This window comes from Sulfurospirillum sp., from assembly GCF_036802865.1.
Lineage (GTDB): Bacteria > Campylobacterota > Campylobacteria > Campylobacterales > Sulfurospirillaceae > Sulfurospirillum.
In genome coordinates this window covers 197,882-211,620 of record NZ_DAIRVK010000001.1, presented here as the reverse complement: position 1 = coordinate 211,620, position 13,739 = coordinate 197,882, and the positions used below count along the sequence as shown (strand labels likewise).

General features: G+C 38.2%; 10 protein-coding genes. 1 reads left to right on the top strand and 9 read right to left on the bottom strand.

Features of this window, described 5'->3' with window-relative positions:
* Position 1 precedes the first annotated feature (1 nt).
* From carB to V7Q04_RS01060, 7 genes are all read right to left on the bottom strand, one after another.
* On the bottom strand, positions 2–3,259 hold the full coding sequence (carB, locus tag V7Q04_RS01090) for a carbamoyl-phosphate synthase large subunit (RefSeq protein ID WP_333803075.1): 3,258 nt from the start codon (positions 3,257–3,259) through the stop codon (positions 2–4).
* Positions 3,260–3,320: 61 nt separating this feature from the next.
* A complete protein-coding gene (mreC, locus tag V7Q04_RS01085; RefSeq protein ID WP_333803074.1) occupies positions 3,321–4,067 on the bottom strand; it encodes a rod shape-determining protein MreC in 747 nt (248 codons plus the stop codon).
* On the bottom strand, positions 4,060–5,094 hold the full coding sequence (locus tag V7Q04_RS01080) for a rod shape-determining protein (RefSeq protein WP_041956125.1): 1,035 nt from the start codon (positions 5,092–5,094) through the stop codon (positions 4,060–4,062). The genes mreC and V7Q04_RS01080 overlap by 8 nt, the downstream gene beginning before the upstream one ends.
* A gap of 15 nt (positions 5,095–5,109) precedes the next feature.
* Complete coding sequence (clpX, locus tag V7Q04_RS01075) at positions 5,110–6,342, bottom strand: ATP-dependent Clp protease ATP-binding subunit ClpX (protein ID WP_333803073.1); 1,233 nt, start codon at positions 6,340–6,342, stop codon at positions 5,110–5,112.
* The gene (lpxA, locus tag V7Q04_RS01070) at positions 6,332–7,126 is read right to left on the bottom strand and encodes an acyl-ACP--UDP-N-acetylglucosamine O-acyltransferase (protein ID WP_333803072.1); all 795 of its coding nucleotides are present in this window, start codon (positions 7,124–7,126) and stop codon (positions 6,332–6,334) included. Before lpxA ends, clpX begins: the two co-directional genes overlap by 11 nt.
* 1 nt (position 7,127) lies before the next feature.
* Positions 7,128–7,577 (bottom strand): 3-hydroxyacyl-ACP dehydratase FabZ, encoded by a 450-nt coding sequence (fabZ, locus tag V7Q04_RS01065; RefSeq protein ID WP_333803071.1) that lies wholly within the window; start codon positions 7,575–7,577, stop codon positions 7,128–7,130.
* Positions 7,578–7,608: 31 nt separating this feature from the next.
* Complete coding sequence (locus V7Q04_RS01060) at positions 7,609–8,697, bottom strand: epoxyqueuosine reductase QueH (protein WP_333803070.1); 1,089 nt, start codon at positions 8,695–8,697, stop codon at positions 7,609–7,611.
* 143 nt (positions 8,698–8,840) lie between these two features.
* Here V7Q04_RS01060 and V7Q04_RS01055 point away from each other — a divergent pair, with 143 nt between their 5' ends.
* Positions 8,841–11,711 (top strand): DUF748 domain-containing protein, encoded by a 2,871-nt coding sequence (locus V7Q04_RS01055; protein WP_333803069.1) that lies wholly within the window; start codon positions 8,841–8,843, stop codon positions 11,709–11,711.
* A gap of 54 nt (positions 11,712–11,765) precedes the next feature.
* Here the strand turns inward: V7Q04_RS01055 and bcp are convergent, their stop codons facing one another.
* Positions 11,766–12,230, bottom strand: coding sequence for a thioredoxin-dependent thiol peroxidase (gene bcp / locus V7Q04_RS01050; RefSeq protein ID WP_333803068.1), 465 nt, complete (start codon positions 12,228–12,230; stop codon positions 11,766–11,768).
* 23 nt (positions 12,231–12,253) lie between these two features.
* Positions 12,254–13,672 (bottom strand): aldehyde dehydrogenase family protein, encoded by a 1,419-nt coding sequence (locus V7Q04_RS01045; protein WP_333803067.1) that lies wholly within the window; start codon positions 13,670–13,672, stop codon positions 12,254–12,256.
* Between the last annotated feature and the right edge of the window lie 67 nt (positions 13,673–13,739).

Genomic DNA, 13,739 nt, shown 5'->3' with positions numbered 1-13,739 from the left:
TTTAGTTTAGATAGTCTTGCAACGCTCTTGGCTCAAGTGCGCTTTTGTCTTGAATGTACTCAATCGCCGTTGTTGCAGCCGCTGCTGCAGAAACAGTGGTAAAGTATGGGATTTTAAAGCGAAGAACCGCTTGGCGAATTTTCTTTGCATCGTCTTTGCTTGATTTATTATCACTCGTGTTAATCACGAGCGCAATGTCGCCATTTTTAAGTTTATCTTCGATGTTTGGGCGACCTTCAGAAATTTTATAGACAAACTCAGCATCTACACCTGCATCACGAAGTGCTTTATGTGTGCCGCCCGTTGCAACGACTTTAAAGCCAAGCGCTTCAAATTTTGTACCAATCTCTTTTGCAAATGATTTGTCGATGTCCACTAAAGAGATAAAGACTGAACCACTTTTTGGAAGCACGTTAGCCGAAGCAATTTGGCTTTTTGCAAATGATGCTGGGAAGTTTCGGCTAATGCCCATAACTTCGCCTGTTGATTTCATCTCAGGTCCTAGAATGAGGTCTGCACCTTGTAGTTTATTAAATGGGAAGACCGCTTCTTTAACAGCAACGTGGTCAAATTTCTTAGGTTTCAATATGCCATTGCCTTCGCGTACAACATCAAATTTGTCATAGAAAGCAAGTGCTTCTCTTAGATTTCCTTGGTACATAACACGTGTTGCGATTTTTGCCATTGGCATACCTGTCGCTTTACTGACAAATGGCACTGTACGACTCGCACGAGGGTTTACTTCGATCATGTAAACATCGTCTTGATAAATGGCATATTGAATGTTCATCAAACCTACAACGCCAAGGTTAAGGGCAATTTGTTTGGTTTGTGACTCAATTTTGGTAAGAATCTCATCGCTAAGGCTGATCGAAGGCAGTGAACATGCGCTATCACCACTGTGAATACCCGCTTCTTCAATGTGTTGCATAATGCCACCGATATACACCTCTTTACCATCGCAGATCGCGTCAACATCAACTTCAATAGCACGATCTAAGAATTGGTCGATAAGGACAGGTGAATTATGGCTTACGCTCACTGCTTCGTGCATATAAGTACGAAGTTCACTCTCGTTATAAACAATACGCATTGCACGTCCACCCAAAACATAACTTGGGCGAACAAGAACAGGATAACCGATCTCTTTTGCTTTTTCGATTGCCTCTTCTTCACTCGTTGCAGTTGCATTGTTTGGCTGTTTAATATTATTTTCGGTAATAAACTTTGAGAATTTCTCTCTATCTTCTGCCATATCAATCACACGAGCGGTTGTACCGATAATTTTTGCGCCCATAACTGTTAATCGCTTCGCAAGTTTAAGTGGTGTTTGTCCACCAAAATGAACAATGATACCATCTGGATTTTCTTTTTCAACTACGCTTCTGACGTGCTCTAAATCAATCGGCTCAAAGTAGAGAATATCGCTGGTGTCGTAATCTGTTGAAACGGTTTCTGGGTTACAGTTATACATAATTGTTTTAACACCCAAGTCATTTAACGCGTACGCAGCATGAACACAACAGTAGTCAAACTCAATACCTTGACCAATTCTGTTAGGTCCTCCACCGATAATCATAACTTTTTTCTGTGTGTCATTCTCTTTTACTTGTGCAGGAAGTTTTGTCACATTGGTTGTAGAGTAAAGGTATGGTGTTAATGCTTTAAACTCTGCTCCACATGTATCGACTTCATTATATTCAAAGTCAATGCCCAGTTTATTACGTGCAAAGTAGATGTCATTGGTTGTTAGCTCTAAATTGTCTTCTTTGTTGATAAGTTTTGCGATCATCTTGTCAGAGAAGCCCATTGTTTTGGCTTGACGTAACAATGTTTCATCATTCAAAATAAACATATCAATTTTTTTCTCAAAATCAATAATTTCTTTAATTTGATTTAAAAACCATGGATCGATTTTACTTAAGTTAAAGACATCTTCAACACTATAACCTCTACGGAATGCTTCACCCACATAGAGTGCTCTATCTGAATTAGGACGACGAATTTCATTTTTGAGTTTGTCTTCATCCACTTTAAGGCTTTCAAATCCACTGAGATTTGTCTCAAGTGAGCAAAGTGCTTTTTGGAAAGACTCTTTAAAAGTTCGACCAATCGCCATAACCTCCCCCACACTCTTCATCGAAGTTGTGAGCGTTGAATCTGCTAGTGGAAATTTTTCAAATGTGAAACGAGGAATTTTAGTAACGATGTAGTCAATAACTGGCTCAAAGCTTGCTGCTGTTCCTGTAATGTCATTTTTGATTTCATCGAGTGTAAAGCCAACTGCTAAAAGTGTCGCTACTTTGGCAATAGGATAGCCTGTCGCTTTTGAAGCAAGTGCAGAACTACGACTTACACGCGGGTTCATCTCAATAACTGTCATACGACCTGTACTAGGACAGATTGAGAATTGTACGTTACTACCGCCTGTATCGACACCAATTTCACGAAGAATTGCAAAGGATGCATTTCGCATACGTTGGTACTCTTTATCGGTTAAAGTCAATGCCGGAGCGATGGTAATACTATCTCCCGTATGCACACCCATTGGGTCAAAGTTTTCGATGGAGCAGACGATAATACAGTTATCGGCATGATCACGAATAACTTCCATCTCATACTCTTTCCAACCTAGGAGTGACTCTTCGATCAAAATCTCATTAATAGGACTGGCATCAATACCTGCCATTGCAAGCTCTTTAAATTCATCAATGTTATATGCAACACCACTACCACCACCTGCTAGAGTGTAAGAAGCACGAATAATAAGAGGAAAGCCGATTTTTTCAGCTGCTGCATACGCCTCTTCTAAATTATATGCATACGCGCTAATAGGTAAATCCATACCTATTTTAATCATCGCTTCTTTAAATGCTTGTCTATCTTCACCTTTTTTGATGGCAGCTGGATTTGCTCCTAAAAATTTAATGCCTTCTAACATACCTTGTTCATGCATACTCATAGCAACATTGAGTGCTGTTTGCCCGCCCATCGTTGGAAGCACAGCATCAACGCTCTCTTTCTCAATAATGCGTGCAATCACTTCAGGTGTAATTGGTTCAATATACGTTCGGTCTGCAAATTCAGGATCTGTCATAATGGTTGCTGGATTGGAGTTAACAAGAACAACTCTGTATCCAAGTTCTTTTAAAGTTTTTGCCGCTTGGGTTCCTGAATAGTCAAACTCACATGCCTGCCCGATGACAATAGGACCTGATCCGATTAATAATATGGTTTTAATATCTTGACGTTTTGGCATCTTTTTCCTTTAATCTACATGTAGTATTCAACCCAACACCTCTTAGGTTCTGGGTTCAAGACTAGTTTTGTACAATCACATGCATATAAGATGGTACATGTGTTGTTACATAAGGTTTTACAACAACGGTTTTTGATGATTCTTCATCGATTACTTCGGTTACAACACCGACTTTAATTCCCTCAAAAAAGATCTGATCCAGTCCACTTGTAATGACTTCGTCTCCGACTTGAGGCTGTAACCACTGCGAGATGTATTTAACAAGAACTTCTTTACGATTACCTTGGGCAATTCCTTGCATTTTTTGATTTCCAACATAGACTGCAAAAATAGCTTTAGGATCACTCAACAATAAACCTTGAGGATGTCCATCATTTGCTACAACAATCCCTGCCGCATAGCCTTGTTGCAGTAGCCCATAAATCTTATTTTGATCAAACGCATCAAACTTTAACCATACTTTTCCATAGTCATTAAGATTGGTATAGCCAATGGACTCAACCATTGTCACGCTAGGATGATATCCAGAGACATTGTGCTCTTTAAGCATGTCACTGAGTTTACTTGCAAAAGCGATGGAAAGAACAGCTGATTTTTGTAATGTTTGATTTTCAGAACGTAACCGCTGAATCTCTTCTTGTTGAGAAAGATGCTCATCGATTTTTTCCTGAATACGCATTTTCATATCAACATAGGAAGCGAGAATCTTTGTGTTAACGCCACCTATGATATGTCGAGCCTCTGTGCTGTACCTAAACGATACAAACACAAAGATACTCAACAAAATGATAATTTTAATTTTACTCATTCGACAATTGTTGTAAAAGTTCAATCTCTTCGAGCGCTTTTCCTGTACCTTTTGCAACCGCTAAAAGTGGCTCATCTGCAACAAAAACAGGCAACTTAACAATGTCTGAAAGGTATTTGTCAAATCCACGAATCAATGCACCGCCACCTGTAAGGACAACGCCGTTTTCAACGATATCTCCAGCAAGATCAGGCGGCATAACTTCGAGTACATCTTTGAGAGCATCGGCAATCTCTTTTAAAGGCTCTTTAATCGCATCTCTGACGTCTTCACTAGAGAGTTCAATACGACTTAAAAGTCCACTGACCTGATCGCGACCTTTAACCATCATAGAGAGTGGTTCATCCATAGGAACAGCTGAACCAATAGCAATTTTAATCTCTTCGCCGGTTCGCTCACCAATGAGAAGGTTGTATTTTTTCTTAACATAATCCACAATGGCCATATCAATTTTGTCACCCGCAACACGGATCGATTTACTGATAACCAAACCACCTAAAGATACAACACCAATCTCAGTAGTACCACCACCGATGTCAACCACTAAGCTACCTTGTGGCTCACGTACAGGAAGACCCGCACCAATCGCAGCTGCCATAGGCTCTTCAATCAAGAAAACTTCACGCGCACCTGCACTCATCGCAGACTCACGTACCGCTTTACGCTCAACTTGCGTAAGACCGTATGGAACACAAATGATAATACGAGGACGTAAAAAGCTTTTTCTTCTGTGTGCTTTTTCAATGAAGTAACGAATCATCTTTTCAGTCATATCAAAATCAGCAATAACACCATCACGCATTGGGCGGATCGCTTCAATATCACCTGGTGTTTTACCCACCATGTTTTTTGCCTCTTGACCGACTGCTAAGATATTTTGTTTACCATAGCGGTTACGTTGTACGGCAACAACGGAAGGCTCATTGATAATAATACCTTTACCTTTGACCAATACCAATGTATTTGCCGTTCCAAGGTCAATACTCATATCACTTGAGAAAAATCCTATTATCTTGTCCAAAATCATTTCATCAATCCTTTTTTACGCACTTTTTTTATCTTTTTTGATATAAAGCGGTTTTTCACCTTTTGTAACCACATCTTTGGTAATCATCACTTCATAGCCATTTAATTCTGGAAGCTCATACATAACATCTACCATAATGTCTTCCATAATACTGCGAAGTCCACGTGCACCTGTTTTACGCTTAATTGCAAGCTCAGCCACAGAATCCAGCGCTTCTTTTTCAAATGAAAGTTCAACATTATCAATTGCAAACAATTTTTTATACTGTTTGTAAATCGCATTTTTAGGCTCTGTCAAAATACGCACCATATCTTCTTGCGTAATTGGTGAAAGTTTTGCTGTTACATGTAAACGGCCAATAAGTTCTGGAATCAATCCATAATGCACTAAATCATCAGGTTCTACCAAATCAAAAAGCCCTTCATCCTGGCTCTTTGTACGTTTTTCTTGCTCAAAACCAAGCACATTTTTACCGATACGACGTTTGATGATCTCTTCTAAACCATCAAAAGCTCCTGCACACACAAATAAAATGTTAGTGGTATCGATCTGAATAAAATCTTGGTTAGGGTGTTTACGTCCACCTTTTGGTGGAATGTTTACAACACTTCCTTCAATGATTTTAAGCAGTGCTTGTTGAACACCTTCACCTGAAACATCTCTGGTGATTGAGCGGTTTTCACTCATACGGGCAATCTTATCGATCTCATCAATAAAAACAATACCTTGTTCTGCTTTTTTAATATCACCATTGGCACATTGAAGCAACTTTGTAAGAATGTTTTCAACATCTTCACCCACATAACCAGCTTCCGTTAAACTTGTCGCATCTGAGATAGCAATTGGTACATCTAAGAAACGCGCTAAAGTTTGTGCCATCAATGTTTTACCACTACCTGTTGGTCCAATGAGTAAAATATTAGATTTAGAGATTTCAGTATCATCTGCAATGGTACTTTGTTTAAAAATTCTTTTATAGTGGTTATAAACACCCACAGAAAAAATCTTTTTTGCTTGGTCTTGTCCAATGACAAAATCATCGAGTACTTTCTTCAACTCTTTTGGAGCTAAAAGCTCTTGGTTAAATGGCTCTTCACTACTACTTAGCGAAGGCTCTGGGATTTCTCCAAAAAAGATTTTATGGGCTGAAATGACACAATGCTCACAGATAAAAACATCATCACCTGCGATCAACCTTGTGTCACTACTCTCTTTCGTGCCACAAAAACTACACTCTCTATTGACCATTATTTTTCCTCTCAAATGGAATGCCTCGTGTGGACTCCATAATAAAATTGCACATTTGCAATACTTTTTCGTTCGTTTCACTTGCTAACAATTTCGCAGCAGTTTCTTTTATAGGGTTTTCACTTCTAAAAAGTTGTTTATAGGCACTTTGAATAGCCGTAATATCTTCTCGTTCAAAACGACGTTTTAAACCAACGCTATTAAGGCCTCGAACAACGGCTCGATTACCCTCAGCAAGGCAGAAATGAGGAATGTCTTGACTCACCGCACTCGCTCCACCGATCATAACACCTTCTCCAATATGGACAAACTGATGAATTGGTGTCATACCACCAATAACCGTGAAAGAGCCTATATGCACATGTCCTGCCAATGTAGCGTTATTTGCCATAATGACATTATTGCCTACTTGGCAATCATGCGCAATATGGCAATAAATCATAATAAAACAGTTATTACCAATACGTGTAACACCGCCACCTTTTTTGGTACCTGCGTTGATCGTTACAAATTCGCGGATCATAACATTGCGACCTATTTCAACGCGTACATCATCTTCTGGTGTATAGCCTGTATCTTGTGGGGGCATACCAATGACAGCGTAAGGACAGATCTTGGTATCTTCTCCAACCTTAGTCTCACCATAGATTTGCGCTCCTTGCATCACCTCAACACCACTTTTGAGTGTGGTATCTTTAGATACAAACGCATAAGCTCCGATTTTTACATCGTCAGCTAAACTCGCTCCCTCTTCAACAATGGCAGTTGGGTGAATATTTGGCATGTTATTTGTCCACAATCATAGCTTTTAATTCTGCTTCAGCAACAAGCTTGTCATCAACATAAGCTTTTGCATCTAAAACCCAAATATTACCTCTGTGTTTTAGAACAGTGAGTTTGTAAACCAGTTGATCTCCTGGTTTAACAGGACTTCTAAATTTAGCATTATCGATACTCATAAAATAAACTACTTTTTCTTTTGTATCTTCTTGCTTTTCTTCATCCATACTTTTAAATGCAAGTACCCCACCGGCTTGTGCCATACCCTCAATAATCATAACGCCTGGGTAAATAGGATGATCGGGAAAGTGTCCTTGGAAAATCTGCTCACCAATCGTAATATTTTTAAAACCTTCGATAGACTCACCTGGAACAAGCCCCGTTATTCTATCGACCAGTAAAAAAGGGAAGCGATGGGGAAGTATTTTTTGAATCTCTACAACATCAATTAACATCTTTGAAACCTTCTAACAAAATTCTAATATTTTAGCTAATTAATACTAAATTTTCTCTAATGTCAGGGTAGGTAAAACTTTGAATGAAGAGTTCATATGACTCTATTTTAACCTCATCGAGTACAATAAGAGGGGTTAAAGAGGTAAATGGTGACATTATAATACTGTTTCTAAAAGCCATTTCTACTGCAATCGTTGGAGGATTTTGTAGCATTTCTTGGACGTTTCTGTAATGCGTATTGGCAAAGGTATTGAACATTTTAAGCGAAATAAACCGTGCTTCTTCTTTATTTAAGAAACCTATATCTTGAATAATCGTCTCGATTTTTGCTTTGACATGCTCTTTTTTACATACAGAGTAAAATAAGATATAGCTAGGAATAACCTCTTTTTGGCTGTTCTTAATCCATGCACGGAGTAATCTATAATTTAAAAATTTTTCACGCACAAGTTTAAAAGGAGTCTCTTTTGTTTCAAGCTCCATCACTTTTTCATATAGGTCTATGCGATCTTCAATAGAAGAGGGTAAAATTTGAGGTCGTACAGGAGAACTTAGTTCATCTGCCCATCTTTTTTGCTGTTCTCTTTGTACACTTAACGCAAAAATGCACCCACAATAATCTTGATGATACAACATCGCCTCTTTGGCGAGTACAAACTGTTCTTGGGTACCACCATTTTTTCTAAAATCAGGTGCCACAATGTCTAAATGGTACTGATCAGCAATGGAGCGTAAAGCTTTTTCCAATTGATCCAATGATTTTTTAGGGCTTGTTAGCAATGTGGTTGTTATCACTTTTTCGCCTAGTTCTAGTGCTTTTTGAGCACTCATTTCTAACCTGTTATCGAAGCATACTTGACAGCGTTTGCCTTTTTCAGGCTCACCTTCTAAACCTCGAACTGCCTCGATCCATCCTTCATAGTTATACGCACCTACATGTAATGGAATACCCAACTTAGCGCAACTGCGTTTTACATCAAGAAGTCTGAGTTCATGTTCACTAAACGGATGAATATTGGGGTCATAAAAGAAACCTACAAGCTTCTCTCCTGGATAATTTTTTTGAAGTTTTTGTAAAAAAAAGTGACTGTCAACGGAGCAACAAATATGAACGAGCATGCTATATTCTTTAAAAGTATGTATTTTAAAAATTATAACATAGGTAACATATAACCAATCTATCCTCATAAAACTAATAGCACTTTTAAATAGAATTTTACATTTTGTAGTATAATAAATTAGCCCTATAAAAGGATGGTTCGATGCTAAAAAAGTGTCTTAAAAATGTTCTATTTTGGTTAATCTTTCTTCCCTTACTGTATACATTGAGTGGTTTTATCATTCTTCCATGGTGGGCACAAACAAAGTTACCTGATCTACTGAAAGAAAAACTTCACCTCACCATTTCAATTGAAAAAGTACTTTTTAATCCTTTTACCTTTGAATTACATATCAATAATTTTGCACTCCAAGACATTACGGGTAACAACGTAGCAACACTGGAACATCTTTATATCAATTATGAACCCTCGTATCTTTTTAAAAAAGAGTTTTTTGTTAAATCTTTGCTTGTAGAAAAACCCTTTGTTGATCTTAAAATTGATTCCAATGGAAGCCTCAAACTTCTAACTCTTTTTCCATCAAACGCTTCATCAGAAAACAATACAACACATGATGACAACATCGCAATGCCTTTTGTCATCGAACATGTTGATATTCAAAATGCTAAAACAAATTTTACCGATGAGAGACCAAGTGAGCCTTTTAAAATTGAAATTGGACCTATGAATTATTCTGTCAATAATCTTAGCTTTTACAAAGATGATCTCAGCATTCATGCCCTTAAAGTCATGCTCCAAAATGAAGAAAAAATAACACTCGCTAGCAGTGCTTCTTTTGAACCACTCAAATTTTACGGTGAACTCACTATACAGAGTCTTCCAATGGTTTCTTTTTGGAAATATGCCTTACCTACAATGCCCGCAAAACTTTCAAATGGCAACCTTTCATTAAAAGTTCCTTTTTTCATCGATCTTAGCAAAGATAAACCACTCGTTACTTTAGAAAAAGCAACGGCTTCTTTGGAAAATATTCGTTTTGAAGATGAACAGAAAAAAACAGTGATTGATATTCCTTTCATTAAAGCAGAAGAGATCGATTTTGATCTTCAAGCATCACACATTAGTATTGCTAAAACAATACTTCAAAAACCAACACTCAATCTTATTTTAGAAAAAGAGTATTCCTCTAATCTTGAACGACTTTTTACCTTGCCAAAACCCACTGTTGACGCACAAAAAAAAGTCTCTTCCACACCTTCTTCTGAATGGAAATTTTTACTCAAGCACTTGCTCGTTGACACATCACACATTCAGATTAATGATCAAAATGTTAAGGCTCCACCGATACTTCTTTCTCCACTTTCATTAAACCTTTTCCACATTACGAACAACAGCAATCAAAAAATTGATTTTGATCTTAATAGCACTATAGATGCGACTGCTTCTTTGAATTTAAAAGGTGCTTTTCTTCTGGCTAACTCCTCTTTGGAGATGAATATTGATGCCAAAGCACTTTCACTCGAAAAAGCACAACCTTACATTGTGCCTTTTACAACAGCTTTAATCCAAGATGGGACACTGTCTCTTAACGCCATGATGAAGGCTTCTTTTGATCAAAATATGACTTTTGAAATTAAGGGCAACGCAACAGTTGCAAAATTTTCACTCGGAGATAAAGACCATAAATCCCTGATTGCATGGGAAAATCTCGGCATTGATAAACTCGCATATAATCTCTCACCCGCAACACTGAGTATCCAAAACATTATGCTTGATAAACCTTACATCAACCTAGATGTTAAAAAAGATGGAAGTACTAATTTTACAGGGCTTTTAAAAACAACTACCACTCCTGCTCAAACAAAAAAAGGTGCACTAAAAACATCGGCTAGCAATGATTCTATGGCAATTTATCTTGGTAATATCACGTTCAATAAAGGAACAGCCCATTTTCAAGATGCTTCGTTACTCCTCCCTTTTGCTACCTTTGCCGATCGTCTCATAGGATCTATTTCTACCCTTGATACCAAAAGTACCAAACCTTCTTTGCTCAAATTAGAAGGAAAAGTCGATAAATACGGTTACACTAAAATTGAAGGATCCGTTTTACCCTTTGATCCAAAAAATCATGCTAATCTCAAAATACTCTTTAAAAATATTGATATGCCCTCCCTCACACCTTATTCTAGTAAATTTGTCGGATATGCCATTAAACAAGGGAAACTCTCAATGGATCTTAATTACAAGATCAAAAAAGGGTTGATGGAAGGAAGCAATAAGATCAATCTTGACTCTTTAACCCTTGGTGATAAGATCGAAAGTGAAGATGCTACTAATCTTCCGCTAGGTCTTGCAATTGCTATTTTAAAAGATTCTAAAGGGCAAATCGATCTTGATCTTCCTATTAGTGGAGATTTAAATGACCCCCAATTTCGTTACGGAAGCATTGTCTGGAAAGCTATTGGTAATCTTATTGGTAGCATTGTAACCTCACCATTTAAGCTTTTAGGCTCCATGCTTGGCATTGAAACTGAAAATCTAAAAAGTATTGATTTTGCAGCAGGAGAATATACGCTGATTGGTTCAGAAGAGGAAAAAATGGAGCAGTATCGTCAGATTTTGGAAAAAAGAAGTGAGCTCAAACTCATCATTACACCAAGTTTTAATGAAACACTCGATACCAAAATACTTCAAGAACAAAATGTAACAGCACAAATTGACGCAATCATTCCTAAAAAGAGTAGAGAAGATGACAGTTACGGTAAAGCCATCAAAAAACTCTACATTCAAAAATACTCTGATGATGCTTACAGCAAACTCATAAAAACATACAAAGAAGCAAGTTTAGATGCTGGTGCAATCAATGATGCTTTACTCTCTAAAATTACAGAGAGCGTTATCATACCACCTGAAGCGCTTCAAGCTTTAGCATCTAAACGTGCAGAAATTATCATTCAAAACCTTACAACCAAATATAAAATATCACCTGCTCGCGTTCTTAAAAATGAGCCTCAAGCCAGTGATGCTATACGTGAAGAATGGATTGGATGTGCTATTTCAGTAAGTAATTAAGCGCAACCTTTTTGCAACAAAAGAAGGCATAAAGTCTTCTTTTGTCATATCTTCTTATTGAAGTGCTTCTAATGCTTTTTTAACTTCATTGGCATGTTCTTTGACTTTGACATTGGACCAGAGCTTTGCAATTTTTCCACTTGGATCGATTAAAAACGTTGAGCGAACAATGCCCATATACTCTTTACCACAAAACTTTTTCAACTGCCAAACCCCGTAGCTTTGCGCCACTTCGGTGTTCACATCCGAAAGAAGCGTAATCTCCAAATTTTGTTTTGCAATAAACTTCTGATGCGATGTTGTGCTATCAGGGCTAACGCCTAAAACAACGGCATTAAGATCTTCAAATGAAGGAAGCGCTGCTGTAAAATCACATGCTTCTGTGGTACACCCAGGAGTGCTATCTTTAGGATAAAAATAAAGCACGATCCACTTGCCTTCTAAGTCTCTTAGAGAAATTTCTACATTATCTTGATTGGGAAGACTCAAAGAAGGAGCTTTATCGCCTATTGTTAACATCGTATGTCCTTTAGTTTATATTTTCAGCATATTACCACAGATTTTATCTGGGTATAGTCATCCATGAGAGCAAAATAAGGCCCTTCTTTACCAATGCCACTTTGTTTAATACCACCGTAAGGCTGAAGATCGAACCTGAGTGTAGGAATATCATTGATGACAATTCCGCCTGCATCAAGCTCATCAATGGCTTTTTGTGCCATGGCAAGATCGTTGCAAAAAATGGAGTATTGAAGCCCATACGATGAAGCGTTCATCTTTTCTTTGGCTTCTTCATAACCACTGACTTTCATAAGTGAAACAATCGGAGCAAACACCTCTTCACACACAATTTGCATCTGCTCTGTGACATCCGCCATGATAGTTGGCTCAAACATAAGATCGTTGCATATAGAACCGCACAGTGACTTTGCACCCTCATCTATAGCACGAGCAATCCATCGTTTGGCTTTTTCTACGGCGGCTTCATTCACCATCGGACCAATAAAGGTTTGCTCGTCATACGGAGAGCCTACCTGTAACATTTTTGTCTCCTCAACCAACGCTTTTGAAAAGCTTTCATAAATATTTTCGTTCACATAAATACGCTGCAACGAAATGCACACTTGCCCTGAGTTAATAAACGCCCCCACAGCACATCGTTTAGCGGCAATGGCAATGTTAGCCGAAACATCGATGTAAGTTGCCGCATTTCCACCCAATTCCAGTGCGACCTTTTTAATGCCTGCTTTTTGCATAATCTCACGCCCCACACCCACACTGCCTGTAAAGCTGATGACGCGAGGAATATCACTACCAATCAGTGTTTCATTCACTCCTTCGCCACTGTAAAGAATGCTGAGCGCATCGTTGGGCGCATTTGAGCTTTCAATGAAAAGCTTCACAAGCTCAAATGCGGTGCGTGGCGCTTGCGACGTAGGTTTGAGAATGACCGCATTACCTGCCACCAGAGCAGGCGCAATTTTGTGCGCTACCAAATTGAGCGGAAAATTAAACGGCGTAATCGCAAGTACAACACCTACAGGCTCTCGTTTGTAAAAAGCTAAGCTTTTTTTCCCACTGGACATGGCACTCGTATCAAACGTTTCACCGTTTACATGTAACATAGCATTAGCAGAGAGTTTAATCGTCTCAATACACCGATCAACCTCAACACGTGAAAAAGCAATCGGCTTGCCTACTTCATCGGTAATTATTTTAGCTATTTTTTCACGCTCAGATTCTAATTTTTGTGCCACATCCAAGAGCCAATTGATACGCTGATGCAATGGTGTTTGTTTTACACGTAACGCTGCTTTTTTAGCTGTTTCTAAAACGGCTTTAGCATCTACCACATCACAAAGGCAAAAGCTTGAAACTACACGTCCATCGTATGGTGAACGCACCTCTTTGTACTCATTTTTATCTTTACATGTAGAACCAATATAGAGCTTTGCTTTCATGAATGTACCTCTCTTTTTGTCACCAAATTATAACGCAACTTTTCATACTAAAACTCTCTTTAATTAA